This window comes from Chitinophagaceae bacterium, assembly GCA_016710165.1.
Classification (GTDB): Bacteria; Bacteroidota; Bacteroidia; order Chitinophagales; family Chitinophagaceae; genus Ferruginibacter.
In genome coordinates, this window is record JADJLJ010000001.1 from 1,325,987 (window position 1) to 1,346,626 (window position 20,640).

The following is a 20,640-nucleotide window of genomic DNA, read 5'->3' on the forward strand; positions in this document are numbered from 1 at the left end:
CAACCAATGAAGACCTACCGCCGACTGATGAGATTTGCAAAGCCGTACCGGTACTTTGTTGTTCCCTTTTTTGTTTTCACGTTGATAGCTGCTTTTTTCAGCGTATTCCAGTTCACGTTACTCATTCCGTTGCTGAATTTCCTGTTTGATCATCATACGGCAGAAAGCATGAAGCAGTATGCCACAGCGCCTGCATTCTCTTTCTCGGCTTCCTATTTTAAAGACCTTTTCTACTACCAGGTATATCATTTAAAAACAATGAACCCGGTATATGCACTGTATTTCATGTCGGCACTGATCGTGCTGGCAGTGATACTCACCAACCTGTTCCGGTACCTGGCCCAGCGCAGTATGATCAATTCCCGGACGCTTTTAGTGAAGCGGATACGGGAAGCCATTTTTGAGAAGATGAACCACCTGCACATGGGCTATTTTACCAAAGAGCATAAAGGGGACCTCATTTCCCGGATGAACTCGGATGTTTTTGAGATCGAAGCGGTGGCGGCCAACTCACTGGAAGTATTGTTCAAGGAACCGTACATGATGATCGCGTACTTCATTGCTTTGTTTACCATTTCAGTAAAGCTCACTTTATTCACCCTGCTCATCATCCCCATATCAGCTGTTGGCATTGCCATGGTCACAAAAAAATTGCGCAAGGAAGCCGCGGATATGCAATCCTCCATCGGCCGCCTGCTCACCATCATCGACGAGAGCCTGATGGGGATGCGCATCATCCGGTCATTCAATGCCACCGGCTTCATCTTAAAAAGGTTCAGCCGGGAAAATGATTTTTACCGTAAGGCAAGTTTACAGGGCTTTAAAAAAAGAGAACTGGCACCGGCATTTTCAGAAGTATCGGGTGTGATCGTGGTGGCAGGCATACTGATCTATGGCGGCTCGATGATCCTGGAGAACCAGGGTGTTAATTCCCCCGGCGCCCTCCAGGCAAGTGAATTCATTGCTTTCATTGCCATCTTTTCGCAGGTGATCAGGCCGGCGAAAGCCATGGTGGTTGCGCTGGCCAATATCCAGCGTGGCGAAGCATCGGGCAAAAGGATCCTGGAAGTACTGGATACCAGAATTGAAGTGGCCGATCATCCGGATGCGGTAACACTAAGGTCGTTCAACAATGAAATTGAGTTTAATAACGTCTGCTTTGGGTATTCAGACAAACCGGTTTTGCAGGATATATCTTTCACCCTTGAAAAAGGCAGAACGCTTGCCCTGGTAGGTCCCTCCGGCGTGGGTAAATCAACCATTGCCGACCTGTTGCCCCGTTTTTATGACGTTACAACCGGCAGCATTACCATCGACGGAAAAGACATCCGCAACTATACCATGGAATCATTGAGGAGCCAGATGAGTTTTGTTACCCAGGATATCATCCTGTTCAATGACAGCATCTTCAATAATATTGCGCTGGGCAAACCCGATGCCAGCGAAGAAGATGTGATGCGGGCAGCTAAAATTGCCAATGCCCATGACTTCATAATGGAAACTGAAAATGGGTATCAAACCAATATCGGCGACAGGGGTGTACGCCTGTCGGGCGGCCAGCGCCAGCGCATCAGTATTGCCCGTGCTGTTTTTAAGAACCCGGCGATATTGATCCTGGATGAAGCCACTTCGGCCCTCGATACCGAATCGGAAAGATCGGTGCAGGATGCATTGAATAACCTGATGCAGGGAAGGACCACCCTGGTGATCGCACACCGGCTGAGTACCATCCAGGAAGCCGATGAGATATTGATCCTGCAGGATGGGCAGATAATGGAACGAGGCAATCATTTTGAACTGATCGGGATCGAAGAAAGTATTTACAGGCGGCTTACCCTGATGCAGAAGATCGCCTGATCTTTCTGTTAATCTTTTGTCATACCGGCATTTTTCAAAAAATATTATCCGTATTTTCCCGTTTCAAAAAACGGCTATGAAACTGAAAATACAGGCATTGCTCCCCCTTGCACTCTTATTTTTCGTTGCGTCCTGTTCAAAAGACGATACGAATACGGGTGGAGGCCCCGCCAGCATTGCTGCCAAAACCACTTTAAATGTTTCTTACGGGGTAGACCCGCTGCAGAAAATGGATATCTACCTGCCTGCCAACCGCACCGTTACCGGTACCAAAGTGATCATCCTGATCCATGGCGGCGGCTGGACACAGGGAGATAAAAATGATTTTAATGTTGCGATCGATACCTTGAAGAAGCGGCTGCCCGATTATGCCATTTTCAACATCAATTACCGGCTTGCCACGGTTGGAGCAAATCTCTTCCCCACCCAGGAAATGGATGTAAAAGCGGCTGTTGAATTCATTTACGGCAACCGCAGCACGTACCTGGTGAGTGATAAATTTGTTTTGATGGGCGCCAGCGCCGGCGGGCACCTGTCGCTGCTGCAGGGATATAAATATACCAGCCCGGTGAAGATAAAAGCGGTTGTTGATTTCTTCGGCCCAACCGACATGGCAGATCTGTATAATAATCCAGGCAGTTACCCTGCCGCTGCCATTTTTCTTTTGATGGGTGGAACAACTCCCGCAACCAACCCAACCCTGTACCAGCAATCAAGCCCGCTAACCTATGCCACTGCCACCAGTTGCCCGACAATTATTTTGCAGGGGGGCCTGGATCCGCTGGTGAATGCAACCACCCAATCGCTGGCATTGAAGAATAAATTGACCACGGCCGGAGCCGTTAATGAATATGTATTCTATCCAACAGGCGGCCATGGCGACTGGGATGTTGCCACATACACGGATGCCTACAATAAGATACAGGTATTCCTGGCTGCAAACGTTCAGTAAACCCATTACACTATTTTTGAAAAGGCATTCTGTCTGCGGCGGGATGCCTTTTTTTATTTTACTTTGTACCAATGAAAAACACCGTTTACCTTTCCCTGCTGAGTTTGATTTTCATCTGTTCCCAGGCCTTTGCACAAAAAGACACAACCCTGTATGCAAAGAACGCCCTCAAAGCTACCCGTACAAAAGAATACCATAACCTGGTTAATAACAGCATTACCAAAAATTTATCACTCCCCTTAAACAATACAACCGAAGAGAACTGGATCGATGCCTTTATGGCAATGGAACTCACCACGTACCGGTCTGGCTGGGTGGATAATAAGATCAGGCATGCATTTGACTCGATTGAAAAAAGAAGTACCGAGTTTCAGCGGGCACTGCTGGAACTGGCTTATTCGAATTATAAGGGGAAGTTCATTGATGCGGCAGAACGGTTAATGCGGGGAACCAGATCGCCGAAGATCTTTGCCATGGCTGCCGAACATTACCTGGCTGCCGGCACAGATCCCAATGCATGGAATAAAGTGGTTCAGTACTTTTCAAAAAGAACTGATAAGGATGATAATGTAGCTGCTTATTACGGGCTTCTTACAAAACTCATCACCGGTTATTCAGAAAAAAAAGACCTCGCCTGGCTTATCAGCAATTTAAAGAATGCGATCCCCGGGCAAACACTCTTATTTAGTTTCCAGCGTAAAAACAGGAACCATCCCGGCATTGCTGTGTTGCGGGAAAAGAACGGGAATTTCATTACCAATGAGAACGGTGCCGTTTTTTCTGTTCCTCAATTGGCAAGAAGCCTCAGCAACCTGCCATTTTACCTTACCAACGGCAATACCCCGCAGGGCATTTTCCGTATCACCGGTTTTGATATAAGCAAAAGCATGGCCATCGGTCCCACCACCAATATCCAGTTATTGATGCCGTATGAGACCAGTCCGCAGAATTTTTTAAATGATGCGGCCATTGCAGATACCTCCTGGTCAGAAGACCTGTACAAAAAACTGATACCCGAGGCTTTGAAGGAATACCTGCCGCTATACGAATCATTCTTTGCCAGCAAGGCCGGGCGGACAGAAATAATCGCACATGGCACTACGGTAAACCCCGGCTATTATATCAGCCAGCCTTACTACCCTCTCACCCCTACACAAGGCTGCTTGTGCACCAAAGAAATATGGAGTGATGTTGATGGAAAAAGAATGGAAAGCGATCAGCAGAAATTGGTGGATGCACTGAAAAAAGCAGGTGGGGCAAATGGCTATTGTATTGTTATTGAGATCGACGACCAGCAAAAGCCGGTTTCGGTCAGTGAAGTATTACCCTATTTAAAATAAAAGAACCAATGCAGCTGAACTGGGTTTTCAGGAAATTTGATGAGTTGTCGGCAGCCGAATTGTATGCCATTATCCGGCTACGAAACGAGGTCTTCGTGGTAGAGCAGAACTGTGTATACCAGGATGCGGATGGCAAGGACCCCAGGTGCTGGCATTTGGCCGGCTGGGACCAGGAGAACCTGGTAGCTTATACCCGTATCATACCCCCCGGCTTAAGTTATAATGAAGCCAGTATTGGCAGGGTGGTTACTTCTCCCCGGTACCGGGGAACAGGTGCCGGCCGGGAGCTCATGAAGCAAAGCATCAGCAAGGCCTTCAGCCAGTTCGGCTGCACCGGAATAAGGATCGGGGCACAACTTTATCTGACCGGGTTTTACCAGTCGCTGGGTTTTATACAAACCGGTGATGAATACCTGGAGGATGGCATACCTCATATTGAGATGGTCCTCAGCAAATAATTTATTCCCGCGAGGCAATAACAGACCCTGTTTGCCGTTTACCTTAGTGTGGTTTTAGATTTTATCCTGTTAAGTTCATACCGGGGTATCATTTTTTGACCCAGCAAAATATCCAATTACCTGTCGAAAGACTAAATCTGATTTCTGATGAAACCAAATTTACACAAGCTTGTGGGAAAGAGCATGATCGTTCTGCTTATCTGCCTCTTTGTTCACTCCACGTCATATTCACAAGCCTTACTCTTCGGCGAAAAAGTTAAATGGGAAGTGGGTTTCAATTTTGGCCCCAGCTTCTTCCTTGGCGACCTCGGTGGTAACTCCGGCAAGGGAACCAATAACTTAAAGGATATGAACTTTGAATTCACCAAATTCATGAAAGGCGCTTTCATAACCATGTACCCAAAGAACTGGATCGGGTTGCGCCTGGCGGCCAATTATACGTACCTGGAAGGCGATGACGCGATCATTAATACAACCGGCATTGACGAACTCTGGCGCAAGCAGCGAAACCTTGATTTTAAAACTACGGTCATAGAGGGTTACCTGGCACTTGAAGTTTTTCCGACCATGCTTTTTAACCGTAATTCAGAATACGAGCCAAGACTTAGGCCTTACCTGCTTGGCGGTGTAGGTGTTTTCCACTTTAATCCACAGGGATCATTAACAGATGCTTCCGGAAATAAGACATGGTACTATCTCCATCCGCTTCGCCTGGAAGGACAGGGCATGCCGGAATACCCGTACAGCAAACCGTATAAACTCACGCAGATGAATATTCCGTTTGGAGCCGGGGTGAAATATTTTGCTTCAGACAGGATAAATGTAAGTATGGAACTTTTATACCGTAAAACCTTTACCGATTATATTGATGATGTAAGCCAGCGGTACATTGATCCGGCGTACTACAGCAAATACCTTTCTTCACAGGAAGCAACATTGGCTTATAAGTTATCGGACAAAGCAAAAGGCATTATTTACCCCGGCATGACAAGATACCCTGCCGGTACCCAAAGAGGCGACCTGAAAGATTATGATACGTATTTTTCCATCGTATTAAAAGCCGGTGTAAGACTGGGTCCGATATATGAAAGTGCGTTTGCAAGAAGTGCGGCACGGCAGACAAGATGCCCGGCAATATATTAAACAGGAAAACCAACATCCATGAGCAATAATTTTGAAATGAATCCACGTACATACAAGGCAGCGGTGATCTTCACCACCTGTGTGCTACTGGCCGTACAAATATTCAAGTAGAGATGAACGCTGTAAGTGTACAATGATACAACTGAAGTTGAACCCCCAAGGATAGCTATGGATATTTTAATATCCGCAGATTACCCCTGAAACCACAATTTTAGATTTCGTTGACATCATTTGCACTTCTTTTAAGACCCAAAAATAAAAATCCATGGTTATGAGACATGGATTTTTCATTTCAGCTCAACCTGTAAGAACTTACCAGTAAAACTCTCCTGTACCTGTACCAGGTCTTCCGGCACCCCTTCAAATAATACCCTTCCGCCACCATCTCCTCCTTCCGGGCCAATATCAATGATGTGGTCTGCCACTTTTATCACATCCATATTATGCTCGATCACCAATACGGTATTGCCCCTGTCAACCAGTTTGCTGATCACTTCCAGCAGGTGTTGTATATCCTGGAAATGAAGGCCGGTAGTGGGCTCATCAAGAATATAGAATGTTTTGCCTGTATCCTTCTTACCCAGTTCGGTTGAGAGTTTTACCCGTTGCGCCTCCCCCCCGCTAAGCGTCACCGCACTTTGTCCCAGGGTAATATACCCGAGGCCAACATCCTGCAGTACTTTTATTTTACGGAATATGTAGGGCACCGCCTGGAAGAATTCGACCGCTTCATCCACCGTCATATCCAGCACATCGCTGATGGATTTTCCCTTGTAGCGTATCTCCAGCGTTTCCCGGTTATACCTTCTGCCATTGCATTTTTCACAATGCACATATACATCGGGCAGGAAATTCATTTCGATCACCCGCATGCCTCCCCCTTCGCATACATCACAGCGGCCGCTTTTAACATTGAATGAAAAACGGCCGGCATTATATCCCCTGATCTTTGCTTCAGGTACGGATGCGAACAAGGTCCGGATGTCCGTAAAAAATCCGCAATAGGTGGCCGGGTTACTCCTGGGTGTGCGTCCGATCGGGCTTTGGTCAATCTCGATCACTTTATCAATAAGCTCCAGCCCCTTTATGGTCTTATAGGGAAGCGGATTTGCCTTTGAATGGTAACAGTACTTGCTCAGCAAGGGATAAAGCGTTTCATTTACAAGGGTCGATTTGCCGCTTCCGCTCACCCCGGTAACCAATATCAGTTTACCCAATGGAAATCTCACATCCACCTCTCTCATGTTATTTCCCTTCACGCCATTCAGTTCAATGAATTTTCCATTTCCCTTACGCCTTTCTTTTGGCACGGCTATTCTTTTTGTTCCCAGGAGATATTGCGCTGTTTCAGAAGCCGAATCCAGTATCGCCTGCGGGGTTCCCTTTGCCACGATCTCCCCTCCATGCTTACCGGCCCCCGGGCCAATATCAACCAGGTAATCAGAAGCCAGCATGATATCCTTATCATGCTCCACCACCAGCACACTGTTGCCGATATCCCGCAGGTTCTGCAAAGCGCTTATCAATCGTTGATTATCCCGTTGATGCAGGCCGATACTCGGCTCATCCAGGATATAGGTGATGCCCTGTAATTGCGATCCGATCTGTGTTGCCAGTCTTATCCGCTGCGATTCACCCCCGCTCAGGCTTTTGGAAGGACGGTTCAAAGACAGGTAGGTCAGCCCCACATCGAGCAGGAACTGCAGTCGCTCCCGTATCTCTTTCAACACATCTTTTGCGATCGTATTTTGTTTGTTGTCCAGCCTCAACTCAATTCCATCAAACCATGCAGCCAGGTTGTCCAGGTTCATCCCGCTCAGTTCTGCAATATTCCTGTTATCCACTTTAAACCAACGGCTTTCCTTTTTCAGCCTTGTCCCGCCGCAGGAACTGCAAAGTGCCAGCTGCATGTATTTTTCCACCCACTCCCGCAGCACATCGGTGCTTTGAGATGAGGAGAACCAACGTTTGAGCATGGGAATGATGCCCTCGTAACTTCCGGTATAAACCTGCGGGATGGTATCATCGCTCATATCAAGCTCCAATGCCGGGCTGATATCCTGGTCGCCATAAAGCAGCAGATTAAGTTGATCTGCCGGCAGGTCCTTTACAGGCTTATCCAGGTTTATCTTATATTTTTTTGAAAAGGCAACCACCTGCTGAAAAACACTTGCTTCCCTTTCTTCACCCAGGGGCGCTATCCCCCCCTCCCGAACAGATATTGACCGGTCCGGCAGCACCGAATCCATATCGATGGTATAAACATTACCCAGCCCCTTACAAACAGGGCAGGCACCATACGGGGAGTTAAAGGAAAAAGCATTGGGAGAAGGTTCTTCATAACTGATACCCGTATCCTCGCACATCAGTTGCTTGCTGTACTGAATAACCTTATCCTCCTCGTTGATCAAAAGAAACATCAGGTCCTTGCCCAACTGCAGTGTTTTCTGAACACTCTGGCTAAGCCGGGTCTTCATATCGTCTGTCAAAGCCAGCCTGTCAACCACCAGTTCTATATCATGTATCTTATACCGGTCAACCTGCATACGGGGTTTCAGGTCCATCACTTCTCCATCCACCCTTGCTTTTAAATAACCCTTCTTGCGTATGTCTTCAAACAATTCCCTGTAATGGCCCTTTCTTCCCCGCACGATGGGAGCCAAAAGGCTGATCTTTTTCCCTTCAAACCGTTCAAAAATATTATTCACAATTTCTTCTTCGCTGAACTTCACCATCTTTTTGCCGGTATGGTAACTGTAGGCCTCCCCGATCCGGGCATACAGCAAACGAAGGAAATCATATATCTCGGTGACCGTGCCAACGGTACTTCTTGGATTCTTATTGGTGGTTTTTTGCTCAATGGAAATTACCGGGGAAAGCCCGGTGATCTTATCTACATCCGGCCGTTCCATATCACCAACAAACTGGCGGGCATAGGCGCTGAAACTCTCCATGTAGCGGCGCTGCCCTTCGTTGTAGATGGTATCAAATGCCAGGGAGGATTTTCCGCTTCCGCTCACACCGGTGAATACCACCAGTTTATTCTTCGGCACCTTAATGTCTATATTCTTAAGGTTGTGTTCCCTTGCACCGAATACTTCAATAAAATCGTTGGAGACAACTTCCCCTGGTGAGGCCTTCTTTACTTTCGCCATGTGTACTTACTTAGCCTAAAGATACAAACAAATTGATTGCTGATTTGCTGAGGGAACCTTTGTTGCGTAAGTTTGCATCTCAATTTCACCTATGCTTTTTAATTTATTCGGCAAGAAGGATGATGCAGCAGACAGCCATGTTTTTGCAGACAGGGCCTATGTAAGCACGGCTGCAAAAATGAATGCCTGTGCAGAACTGGCACGGAAAGAGCCGGGCCACCTGTTCCTCTGCTGGTTCCCCGAAACAGCAGTACGGTTCAGGGAATTTTTCAGGCAGCAGGGGCTGGATGAAGACCTTGTACTGGAAACAAGGCATGTACATACCTCAAAACTGCAGGATAAGAAACCCGTCTTTGTAGAGCACTACCCGTTGTATGCAAAAGAAACCGAACTCATCAAAAACTGGGATAAAGAAAATATCCTTGTTTTCAGCGCCCTGGACGAGCCATTATTCAAACATTTCGGCAGCGATAAGCTGATACCAATGATCAAACTGCTGGGCATGAAGGAAGATGAAGCCATTGAACACAGCATGGTCACCAGGTCCATCATCAAGGGCCAGGAAAAAATTGCTGAGCTGGTAAACCTGGAACAACCGGCCAACTCCCAGGCGGAATGGATGAAAAAAAACATAAAATAATTTTTCTGATAAAACCCTTTACAGCAAAGGATTTTATGCAACAGTGGGAATTTTATTCTGTTTTTTATTTGGAACTTTGAAATTTCCCCCTTTATCTTTGCAACAGCCTGCCTGCCGGTAGGCAAGTTCTTTAATTATCACTTATCAAGAAAGGCAGAGGGTAATGGCCCGATGAAGCCTTGACAACCTACCGTGGTTTGTATCGCACAAAACACGGAAAGGTGCCAATTCCATCACGCCCATGGCGTGACAGATAAGTCAGATCCAAAGCTTAAAGTAATACTTCAACATATTCAAAGCTCATCTGATTTATCGGATGAGCTTTTTTTATTCTGAGCGGAGTCGAAGAACTCCGTATTGTTCGAGCGAAGTCGAGAACTACAGAATTGAATCCCATCCGGTAATTCCCTCCCTCTCCTGGTAAGATTTTTCATAAACTAAAAACATTCTTACCATGAGCAATGCAACACAACTCATCCACAGCATCCCCGTTGACCCTTTAACCGGCGCCCTGAGTGTACCCATTTATCAAACCAGTACCTATGTGCAGGAAGCACCTGGGGTAAACAAAGGATATGATTATGCCCGGAGCAATAATCCAACAAGAGGAACATTGGAGGATATCATTGCCCGTCTCGAAAAAGGCTCCGTAGGTATTGCCTTTGGCAGCGGGCTGGCCGCCATTGATGCGGTTGTCAAATTACTCAAAGCCGGTGATGAGATCCTGGCCGTGGACGATATTTATGGCGGTGCATTCCGTCTCTTCACGCATATCTATGAAAAATTCGGCATCAAAGTGAATTATGTGGATACCACCCATGCGGAGAATGTTTTCAATGCCATTACACCCGGCACCAGGCTTATCTGGCTGGAAACGCCCACCAACCCCACCCTTAAAGTAAGCGATATCGGGGCCATTGCACGGGTCGCAAAGGCCCATTCCTGTCTACTTTGCGTGGATAATACTTTTGCATCACCCGCCTTACAACAACCTCTCACGCTGGGAGCTGATATTGTAGTGCACAGCGCCACCAAGTATTTAGGCGGACACAGTGACCTCATCGCGGGGCTTGTGGTTACCAGGGAAAAAGAACTGGGCGATAAAATAAAATTCATCCAGAATGCCAGCGGCGCCATCCTTGCTCCCTTCGACAGCTGGCTGGTGATCCGAGGCATCGAAACCCTCCACCTGCGTGTGCATCAGCATGGCCGCAATGCCCAGGCTGTGGCGGAATTCCTTGAAACACATCCTGCCGTTGACAACGTTTATTATCCCGGGTTGAAAACACATCGCAACCACGATATTGCACGAAAACAAAGCAAAGGTTTTGGCGGCATTGTTTCATTCAGTTTGAAAAACGACACGGAAGAAGCAGCAACTGCTTTTGTTACCAATACCAGTTATTTTAAACTGGCCGAAAGCTTAGGGGGTGTGAAAAGTTTGCTCTGCCATCCTGCACAAATGACGCATAAAAGCATCCCTCCTGAAAAAAGGCGGGCAGCGGGTGTTGCCGACAGCCTTATCCGCCTGAGCGTTGGGCTGGAAGAAGTGGAAGACCTGGTAGCTGACCTGGAACAGGCCTTTACCAGGCTTAACGAAACAAAGAAAGAGTTGGTTACCGGCATCGGTGCATAGCCCAACTTTATTGACCCCGATAGCTACCGGAACACGCTTGTACAAAAACAAATTATTGAGCACTTAAATTAAAAGCACTTGTCAACAGATAAACCAATTAACGGATCAACCGATCAACCGATCAACCAATTAACAGATAAACTGACCATCGGCCTCTTCGGTTTCGGCGTGGTAGGTAAAGGCCTTTATGATGTATTGCATACCACTCCTACTCTAAAAGCTTCCATCAAAAAGATCTGTATAAAGAATGCAGGTAAGAAGAGAAGCATTGACGCCGGTAATTTCACAACCGATGCCGCCGTACTGCTGGGAGACGAAAGCATCAATGTGATCGTTGAACTGATCGATGATGCAGATGCCGCATTTGAAATCGTAAAAACGGCTTTACAGAACGGCAAGGCGGTAGTAAGCGCCAACAAAAAAATGATCGCTGAACATTTTGAAGAATTGCTGGATCTTCAGCAAAAACACAGAACGGCGTTTCTGTATGAAGCCGCCTGTTGCGCCAGCATGCCCATTGTACGCAACCTGGAAGAATATTATGACAACGACCTGTTGAAATCCATCCGGGGCATCATCAACGGTTCCACCAACTTCATTCTTACAAGGATTTTTGAAGAGCAACTGGAATTCAAAGAGGCGCTGGCCCTGGCACAACAGGCAGGTTTTGCCGAAAGCGATCCCAAACTGGATATTGGTGGTTTTGATGCAGCGAATAAACTCAGCATCCTGCTGGCCCATTCCTTTGGAGTGATCTCAAAACCAGCTGAGTTCATCTTTAACGGCATTGAAAATATCTCCCTGCCCGATGCAGTAGTTGCCGGGGAAAAGAAATACGGCATCAAACTGGTGGCCAATGCCAAGAAGCTGGGATCGGGAAAACTGGCAGCATTTGTACTGCCGCAATTCATAACTCCGGGCGATGACCTCTTCCATGTGCAAAATGAATTCAATGCAGTAACTACCGAAAGCACATTTGCTGACAAACATTTTTTTAAAGGCAAGGGCGCCGGTGCCTTCCCTACTGCTTCAGCTGTTTTAAGTGATATATCAGCCCTCCGGTACAATTATAAATACGAATACAAAAAGATATTTCACCAGACCGATACCCGGTTAAGCAATGAATATTACTTAAAGGTATTCATCAGCACAGACGATATCAGTAAGGTAAAAAAAGATGACTTTGAATGGATAGAAGAATGGCACAATGGATTTCAATACAGCTGGCTGCTGGCAGTGATCCATGCTGAAAAACTATACAATACCGGTTGGTGGAAACAGGAAGGGGTGTCTCTCATACTATGCCCCGAGCCCATTATTGAGAACATAGATTATAAAAAGATAAGCAGGCGCAGCCTGGAACTGGCAGGCGTGGTCTGACACCCCTGTGACCAGGGATCTTTAAAAACTACCTGTCATAGCAAGTACTGATCTTTTAGTTCTGACATCAGTATTGCCTCTACCCAGGCGGGCCATTGTTTAGTACCTTCCATAAAATTTATTCGTATGATCAGCTATTATTTCAACCTGTTTGGGGTGCTAATGTTTGCCATGTCTGGAGCGCTGGCAGCATTGGATAAGAACATGTATAAAGACCTGTTTGGTATCAGTTTCACTGGCTTTGCAACGGCCGTAGGAGGCGGTACGCTCAGGGATATCCTGGGCGCTCACCCCATTGCATGGGTAGCAGATAACAATTACCTCATTGCCATTACAGCAGGCATTATCCTGATGATCATCTTCAGAAAACAATTGCACAGGATACCAAAGATCCTGCTGGTATTCGACTCCATCGGCATTGCGATCTATACCATCATTGGCATGGAAAAAGCGCTTGCACTGGATGTGGCTCCCCTGGCAGCCGTGGTAATGGGATTGTTTACCGCCGTAATGGGCGGGGTGATAAGAGATACACTCATCAATGAGATACCCCAGATATTCCGGAAGGAAATTTATGCCACCGCCTGTATTGCCGGCGCCCTGGTTTATCTATTATTGAAATACAGTTCACTGCCGGAGATATGGAGTGCAGTGATCAGTATCGTTACGATCATAGCGATCCGCCTGGCTGCAGTAAAATTCAGATGGTCGCTGCCGAAACTGGATATATGATCTATGGCAGTTTTTTACTGTGCAATATAACTCTGCAGGTGGGCTATCGTTTCCTTTTGTGACTCAATGATACTGTTCACCACATCACCAATGGATATCATTCCCAGCACCCTGCTGTCTTCTACAACAGGCAGGTGACGGATATGTTTATCGGTCATGATGGCCATGCATTTTTCAATGGTATCACCCGGGGTCACAGTTAATACCTGTTCTGTCATGATATCCTTTACCGGTGTTTCCCGGGACGATTTTCCTTTTAGTACCACTTTCCGGGCATAATCCCTTTCAGAGAGAATGCCGGTAAGTTTATCACCTTCCATGATCAGCAATGCACCGATGTTCTTTTCGCCCATTACCTTGATGGCATCATATACACTTACCTCCCCGGTAACGGAATAAATGTTGCTGACCTTGCCCTTTAAAATGTCGGAAACTTTCATAAGCAGGTTTTTCGTTAAAAATGAAAACGCATATAGCCTTATGAAGGTAATATATTTTTTTCAGGGTTAATAACACATTAAAGCGATGCATCATGTTGCAGCATAAATAAAGAACCGTCCTGCCTGCGGCGGGACGGTTCCGGGATCAATTATAAGAAGCTGCTATTACTCCGCACCATCTGTATGTCCCCTGTTCACTGCATAGGTACCCACTTTATTCCCTGTGGTAATACCTACTTCACAATCACTGCGGTAATGGATGGCCCCGTACATACGGGATACAGAAGCCTCCAATGCCCAGTTGGTATACTGTTGGGCCTTTGAAGGAATAATATATCCCAACACCGTTGCAGCAGCGCCGCTGAAGGTGCTGTGCCCGGAAATATAGGATGGAAAGTTAGGCAGCCCGATCGGCGTTTTTATACGGCTGTCCATTTGCGACGGGCGTGGGTTGAAATAAGTGAACTTAGCATCCCAGCATACCACTGCCGCATCCATCATCGACATATTCAGCAAAGCCATATTACGTGCCCACCGGGGTTCGCTGAAATGCTCACTGGCAAAATCACCGGCAGCAATATAATTCCAGTGCCCGGGTGGCGTATAGGTTCGTAAACCATCGGCCCAGAATATTGATATCCGCAACTGTTCTCTCGTCAGGTCCTTACTGAACCTATAGACCTCTTCCAGTTCATTTTTAAATTGCTGCGACCCCGTGGAAGGTGGCGGGCCCGGGCGTATACTTGTAACCATGGTCAGCGAATCAAATAAAAATGTTCTTACTGCCCCAAAAGCCGGCAACATGGGCGGACGTTCAGGTGATTCCTGGCTTATCCAGGGTATTTCGCCGCGGGCAATACAATCATTCTTCAGTTTTGCCCAAAGTATTGCATTACCACCGGCAACACCGGCCCTGTCACCCCTTGCACGAGCTACGAACTTTGCCGCTACCAGTTTACCCAACGCTTCACCGGCATCAAGGTCGCTTCTTACATTAGCACCGGCAATCAATCTTGCCCTCCGGTGCTCCTCAGCACGCTGGTTGATATAGTCCTGGTCGCCGGGGAATAACAGTTTCAGCATTTCTACGGATACACCCAATACCACTGCATCTTCACTTGGGTAAGATGGCAAAGTGGATTTGGGCAACAAGGTCTGGATGTTTGCATCCACATTAAATGGCGCCGTACGGTTATACAGTTGCTTGTAATAATAAGCAGCAACCAACGCATCGTATTGAGAAGCGCTCAGGTAAGCATAAGCCCTCGCCGCATAGGGCGGATTGGCAAAAGGGAAAGTCGGGTATGCCAGTGGATTATTGGGGCTTGGTGCCGGGTAGGTCCCATCCGGATTCTGGTATGGCGGCAGGTTATGCAACGCCACCAGTTCCCGCATGATCTCGTTCCAGCGCAATACGGCCCCGGCTCCCCAGTATTCAACAAGATTCCTTTCCTCCCGGGTGATCTCGTTCTGGAAACTTTTGATCTCATTTAACTGGATCACATAATCCGGTGATGTGGTTGCAATAGGCGCCGGGCAGGCAAACTCATTGGCGGAAGTTAACAGGATCGGTTTCCAGGTACCCGCATTGCCATCCGGCCGGGTTGGATTGATCATCGGGTATTGCATATTCTGTTCGTCAATGCTCTTTGAACAGGAATTGAACAGCATTAAGCCCGTTGCTATGACCAGGAGTGATACTAATTTTTTCATGGTAATTATTTTTTAGGCTGACTGTCTTTCTTGTTGTCTGTTTTCTTTTTCCGGCTGAGATCAAAAATATAGAAGATCCCTGCATTGAAACCGGTACTCTGTCCTACATTTCTTCCGGCCAGTGTGGTGCTCCCATTGGCAACGATGGAAAGGCCGTTCAACGGCGTTTCATATTTCGCATTGATGCCGATGGAAGTGGCATTCATTTTATTACTTACAAATGGCATCCCGTTCCTGGGAATATCAAAACCACCAAGGGTTGTCCATTTATTGAATACCAGTTCTGCTATCAGCACTTCGCTCCGGTATCCCGCCCTGAAATTCCATTGAGAAGCATCCGGCATCCGTACTTCATTGCTGTAATGCATTTCGGTTGTGTAGTACGTGTACCGGTCCAGCTTAACATTATTTCGTGCAACATAGGAATAAGATGCGGTACCAAACCAATGGCCCCGCTGGTAATCGGCCATCAGGCGTATGGTAGCAGCCCTGCTGTGCAGGCCGATGGACAAAGGCAGAATATCCGGCGAATAATTACTGACCGGTGCTGAATAACCACCGATGATGATCGCCTGCAGATCACCTTTGGCAATATGCTTCTCGTATCCCACCCATTTTATCCAAATGGACAGGTCCTGCAATCCCTTCTGCCCGGCCATTTGCCCGGCGCTGGCCTTTGTTTTAATATAGGGTAACCCGAAAAGCACATTGAGCCTGTTGGTAATTCCATAGTTCCCCATGATCATAAAATTGGTGGCGGATACCCGGCCCATGTTCAGGTTATCCCGCTTCAGTGTCCCTTCCCAGTAATTTTTAAAACTGCTGTACCCGGCCGTGGGGCCAACGCAGAAAAAATTCTTCTGCATCATCAAACCATCCATATCGGTTTGTGCAAATGATCGTTGGAGGAAGGTTCCGGAAATAAATAATAGCAGCAGGAGTAATTTTCTGCTCATACGCTTGTGTTTTAGTTTCTGTATGCAATATTACTATTGCCCTGTTTAATCAAAGATAGAATTTTATGCCCGTTCCCTGAACAATTTTATGCATAAGTCCTTACCCGCAATGTTCTCAAGGGATTATACCAGATGCGATTTATTTAATACAGGAGATCAATGATCATTGAGTGGCAATCCCTTTTTCTGGAATTCTACCCAGTTCAGATACTCGGGGGCAACCCGGTGTTCTTCCATGGTAATGCAGTCATTTACGGGGCATACCAGTTTGCAAAGGTTACAACCCACGCATTCTTCATCCTTCACCGTATAGGTATTGTATGGTTTTCCATACGCAAGATTGATGGACTGGTGCGATGCATCTTCGCAGGCTATATAGCAAAGACCGCAGTGGATGCATTTATCCTGGTTTATTTTAGCGATGTGGTGATAGTTGATATCAAGGTCTTCCCAATGCGTGATCTTTTCAACCGATTTACCGATGAAGTCATTTAACGTCTTGAATCCTTTTTCATCCATCCAGTTATTCATTCCTTCGATCATGTCTTCCACGATCCGGAATCCGTGGTTCATGGCAGCCGTACAAACCTGCACATTACTTGCCCCCAGCAACATGAACTCCACGGCGTCTTTCCAGGTACTAACGCCGCCAATACCTGAGATGGGAACTTTGCTGGTCACTTCATCCTGGGCAATGGTGGTAAGCATTTTTAATGCAATGGGTTTTACTGCAGGTCCGCAATAACCTCCAAACACCGACTTACCTGCTACATAGGGGTTGGGAACAAAGGTATCCAGGTCGATGCCGGTCACGGATTGAATGGTATTTATCAGGGACAACCCGTTCGTTCCTGCCTTAACCACCGAACGGCCTGTAGGAACAACGGAATGAACATTGGGCGTTAATTTGGTGATCACCGGGATGGTTGCCGCTTCCATCACCCACTCCACCACCATGCAGGCGATCTCAGGGTCTTGTCCTACGGCAGCGCCCATGCCCCTTTCGGTCATGCCATGCGGGCAACCGAAATTCAGCTCCAGTCCATGTGCCCCGGTGTCTTCCACTTTTTTGATCAGTTCGTGCCAGCTTTTTTTATCATTGTCTGCCATCAGTGAAACCACCATGGCCCGGTCGGGAAAAAGCCTGAGACATTCTTTTATTTCTTTTAAATTCAGGTCAAGCGGGCGGTCGCTGATCAGTTCAATATTATTCAGTCCCATCATCCTTTTACTGCCGAAATTCACCGCGGAATACCTGGATGAAACATTCTTTACCTGGCTGCCCAGTGTTTTCCAGACCACGCCGCCCCATCCGGCCTCAAAAGCACGGAGCACATTTATTTTCTTATCAGTAGGTGGCGCACTCGCTAACCAGAACGGGTTGGGAGATCTTATGCCGAGGAAGTTTGATTCAAGAGAGGCCATTTTTTATGTTGAATTTTGAATGTTAAATGTTGAATTATTTAGGAGCCAAAGACTCCTGGGATGTTTTTACTATTTTGGTCAGGATATTAATAATATGTTCAATGTTTTTTAAGTAAACTTCATACTCATATTTCATGATTTGACTTTTATCCAACAGCCTTAACCAATATTTTGTTTCTCTTGCCTCCTTGGAAGCAATAGACATCTTCATAATGAAATCTCTTTTTGTTTGAGCGGCATTCGCTTCCTCTACATTTGCACCAATACTTGTTGATGATCTTAAAAGCTGTTTTGATATAACATATTCATTTTGCTGAATGAGGGTCTTATATAGAGATATGACCTGAAGGGAAAAATCAAAAGTTAATTCCAGTATTTTGTTTTCTGTCTTCATTCAGCATACAACATTTAACATTCAACATAGCTTAAGGTATTTCAAAATAGAGGCTGCCCCGTCCTTCCCGGCCTGCACGGCATCTACCACTTCTTTACCACCATTCACCGCATCGCCGCCGGCAAATACGCCTTTGATATTCGTGGCACAATGGTTATCAATAACCAGTTTCCCGTTCTTGTTCTCCAGTTTATATTTCTTTACTATTCCTTCATAAGGGACTTGCCCTGTCGCCTTGATCACCATATCAACATCCAGCGAAAAGGTTTCGCCGGTGTCAACAGGGGAACGGCGGCCTGAAGCATCCGGTTCACCCAATTTGATCACACTGCAAACAAGTTGTTTTACTTTTCCTTCTGAACCTTTTATCTTTTTTGGTGCAGCCAGCCAGACGATCCTGCATCCATCCAGCCTGGCAATATCCAATTCAACAACCGTACAGGGCTTTTCAGCTTCTGTTCTTCTGTAAACCAATGTCACTTCCTTAGCGCCTAATCTTTTTGCCTGTGTGGCTGCATCAATAGCGGTCATCCCCATTCCAATAACTGCTACCCGTTCGCCAACTGCCGCTTCTTCATAACCCTTGTCACGGATATCATAAATGAATTTTATGGCATCCACAACACCCTGCAGTTTTTCCCCGGGTATATCCAGTTTTCTTGCAACCCCAACGCCCATTCCCAGGTAAACGGCATCGTATTCCTTTTTTAGTTGTGCCAGTGAAAAATCCTTACCCAGTTCCTGGTTGTATCTTATCTCAATACCACCAATACCCAGGATATAATTCACTTCGTCTTCACAGAATTTCGGCGTTACCTTATAGGCTGCAATGCCATAAGTCATCAGGCCACCACCCTTGCTTTCTTTTTCAAAAATGGTAACATCGATCCCTTCCCGTGATAATACATGTGCACAGCTCAGCCCGGCAGGGCCGGCACCAACAACCGCCACTTTTTTACCCCCATCCCCTAAAGGGGAGTTATTTGAAGTCTCTATTTTTTTCCGTTGGAATAACTGCCAGTTATTTTTCATTGCTATTTCCGTAGAATAGCGCTGCAGCCTTGCAATGGAAATGGGCTCTTCTTCCATGAGGTTATACACGCAGGCGCCCTCGCAAAGTTTTTCCACCGGGCAAACCTTGCTGCAACCTGCCCCCATGATATTACTGCTGAAAATAGTATGCGCCGAGCCTTTGATATTTTCTGTAGCGATCTGCTTTATGAACTTAGGGACATCAATACCGGTAGGACAACTTTTCATGCAGGGCGCATCATAGCAGAACAAACAGCGGTTGGCTTCCACCAGGGCCGCATCGGCTGTTTCATATGGCGGATGTATGTCGCTGAAGTTTTCAGCGTATTGCTCTTGGGATAACCTGTTGTTTTTGATCATTATGTTGTATGTTGAATGTTGTATGTTGAATGACTTCATTTGACATTTGGCATTCAACATTTAGCATATGTATTACAGCTCAACAAGCTTTCCGTAGGTCTCCGGCCGCCTGTCCCTGAAGAACTGCCACACATTTCTTACCTGGTCGATCATATCCAGGTCAAATTCGGCGATCAGCAATTCATCTTTGTCTTCACTTGCCTGTGCAAAGATCTGTCCACGGGGGTCAACAAAATAACTGCTGCCATAAAACTTGCCCAGGTTCCAGGGCTTTTCTTCACCCACCCTGTTTATACAACCCATGAAATATCCATTGGCTGCGGCATGCGCCGGCTGTTCCAGTTTCCACAAATACTGAGACAGGCCTGCCACGGTTGCAGAAGGATTATAAACGATCTCGGCGCCGTTCAGTCCCAAACATCTTGCCCCGTCAGGAAAGTGGCGGTCGTAACAGATGTACACACCCACTTTCGCATACTTTGTCTGGAACACCGGGTAGCCCAGGTTCCCGGGCTTAAAGAAGAACTTCTCCCAGAAACCACTGGTATGCGGGATATGATTCTTGCGGTACTTGCCCAGGTAGGTTCCATCCGCATCAATTACAGCAGCGGTATTGTATAGAACACCGGCCTGTTCTTTTTCATAAATGGGAACAATGATGACCATGTTGTATTTCTTCGCATACTGTGCCATCAGTTCGGTTGTGGGTCCCGGAACCGTTTCTGCGCTTGCATACCACTTTGGATCCTGCCCGGGGCAGAAATAAGGTGTATTGAAAATTTCCTGCAGGCAAAGGATCTGTACCCCTTTCTTCCCGGCCTCTTCAATATAAGGAATATGTTTCTGCACCATGGCGTCCACAATTTCTTTGATCGTTCCTTCCCCTTCCGTTTTTGGCAAACTCATTTGAATCAATCCGGATTTAATTATCCTTGGCATAAGTGTTTTTTTTAAACTTTTTATTTTCTTCACCGCATGGAACACGAGTCAAAGAGGTTTCGCAGAGATACTCTGCGTTGACTCTGCC

The 20,640-nt window shown here is 46.6% G+C and carries 17 protein-coding genes and 1 riboswitch; of the genes, 9 read left to right on the plus strand and 8 right to left on the minus strand.

The features are described 5' to 3' along the window. The first annotated feature begins 6 nt into the window (after positions 1-6). From IPJ02_05715 to IPJ02_05735, 5 genes are all read left to right on the plus strand, one after another. Positions 7-1,857: an ABC transporter ATP-binding protein gene (locus IPJ02_05715; GenBank protein MBK7375061.1), complete on the plus strand. Its 1,851-nt coding sequence runs from the start codon at positions 7-9 to the stop codon at positions 1,855-1,857. A 76-nt stretch (positions 1,858-1,933) separates the two neighbouring features. After that, positions 1,934-2,809, plus strand: a complete 876-nt coding sequence (locus tag IPJ02_05720; GenBank protein ID MBK7375062.1) for an alpha/beta hydrolase — start codon at positions 1,934-1,936, stop codon at positions 2,807-2,809. 71 nt (positions 2,810-2,880) lie between these two features. Then, positions 2,881-4,149, plus strand: a complete 1,269-nt coding sequence (locus IPJ02_05725) for a hypothetical protein (protein ID MBK7375063.1) — start codon at positions 2,881-2,883, stop codon at positions 4,147-4,149. Between the two features lie 8 nt (positions 4,150-4,157). Beyond that, positions 4,158-4,607 (plus strand): GNAT family N-acetyltransferase, encoded by a 450-nt coding sequence (locus tag IPJ02_05730; GenBank protein MBK7375064.1) that lies wholly within the window; start codon positions 4,158-4,160, stop codon positions 4,605-4,607. 147 nt (positions 4,608-4,754) lie between these two features. Next, positions 4,755-5,750 (plus strand): hypothetical protein, encoded by a 996-nt coding sequence (locus IPJ02_05735; GenBank protein MBK7375065.1) that lies wholly within the window; start codon positions 4,755-4,757, stop codon positions 5,748-5,750. Between the two features lie 287 nt (positions 5,751-6,037). Here the strand turns inward: IPJ02_05735 and uvrA are convergent, their stop codons facing one another. Beyond that, entirely contained in the window at positions 6,038-8,905 is a 2,868-nt protein-coding gene (uvrA, locus tag IPJ02_05740) for an excinuclease ABC subunit UvrA (protein MBK7375066.1), read from the minus strand. Positions 8,906-8,996: 91 nt separating this feature from the next. Here uvrA and IPJ02_05745 point away from each other — a divergent pair, with 91 nt between their 5' ends. From IPJ02_05745 to IPJ02_05760, 4 genes are all read left to right on the plus strand, one after another. Further along, positions 8,997-9,545, plus strand: a complete 549-nt coding sequence (locus IPJ02_05745; protein MBK7375067.1) for a hypothetical protein — start codon at positions 8,997-8,999, stop codon at positions 9,543-9,545. Between the two features lie 138 nt (positions 9,546-9,683). Beyond that, positions 9,684-9,805, plus strand: a riboswitch (SAM riboswitch). Positions 9,806-9,999: 194 nt separating this feature from the next. Then, positions 10,000-11,181 (plus strand): PLP-dependent transferase, encoded by a 1,182-nt coding sequence (locus IPJ02_05750; protein ID MBK7375068.1) that lies wholly within the window; start codon positions 10,000-10,002, stop codon positions 11,179-11,181. Positions 11,182-11,301: 120 nt separating this feature from the next. After that, positions 11,302-12,561, plus strand: a complete 1,260-nt coding sequence (locus IPJ02_05755) for a homoserine dehydrogenase (protein ID MBK7375069.1) — start codon at positions 11,302-11,304, stop codon at positions 12,559-12,561. Between the two features lie 126 nt (positions 12,562-12,687). Next, entirely contained in the window at positions 12,688-13,293 is a 606-nt protein-coding gene (locus IPJ02_05760) for a trimeric intracellular cation channel family protein (GenBank protein ID MBK7375070.1), read from the plus strand. 14 nt (positions 13,294-13,307) lie between these two features. On the opposite strand, the gene IPJ02_05765 is transcribed toward IPJ02_05760, so the two are convergent. The 7 genes from IPJ02_05765 to IPJ02_05795 form a co-directional block, all read right to left on the minus strand. Then, positions 13,308-13,733 carry a CBS domain-containing protein gene (locus IPJ02_05765; protein ID MBK7375071.1) on the minus strand — a complete coding sequence of 142 codons (426 nt, stop codon included), beginning with the start codon at positions 13,731-13,733 and terminating at the stop codon, positions 13,308-13,310. A 165-nt stretch (positions 13,734-13,898) separates the two neighbouring features. Continuing rightward, a complete protein-coding gene (locus IPJ02_05770; protein ID MBK7375072.1) occupies positions 13,899-15,446 on the minus strand; it encodes a phosphatase PAP2 family protein in 1,548 nt (515 codons plus the stop codon). A 5-nt stretch (positions 15,447-15,451) separates the two neighbouring features. Then, a complete protein-coding gene (locus IPJ02_05775) occupies positions 15,452-16,402 on the minus strand; it encodes a hypothetical protein (GenBank protein ID MBK7375073.1) in 951 nt (316 codons plus the stop codon). A 156-nt stretch (positions 16,403-16,558) separates the two neighbouring features. Then, positions 16,559-17,827 (minus strand): NAD-dependent dihydropyrimidine dehydrogenase subunit PreA, encoded by a 1,269-nt coding sequence (gene preA / locus IPJ02_05780; protein MBK7375074.1) that lies wholly within the window; start codon positions 17,825-17,827, stop codon positions 16,559-16,561. A 34-nt stretch (positions 17,828-17,861) separates the two neighbouring features. Then, a complete protein-coding gene (locus IPJ02_05785) occupies positions 17,862-18,221 on the minus strand; it encodes a four helix bundle protein (protein MBK7375075.1) in 360 nt (119 codons plus the stop codon). Between the two features lie 21 nt (positions 18,222-18,242). Continuing rightward, positions 18,243-19,616 (minus strand): NAD(P)-dependent oxidoreductase, encoded by a 1,374-nt coding sequence (locus IPJ02_05790; GenBank protein MBK7375076.1) that lies wholly within the window; start codon positions 19,614-19,616, stop codon positions 18,243-18,245. Positions 19,617-19,685: 69 nt separating this feature from the next. Continuing rightward, the gene (locus tag IPJ02_05795) at positions 19,686-20,552 is read right to left on the minus strand and encodes an acyltransferase (protein ID MBK7375077.1); all 867 of its coding nucleotides are present in this window, start codon (positions 20,550-20,552) and stop codon (positions 19,686-19,688) included. Positions 20,553-20,640 lie beyond the last annotated feature (88 nt).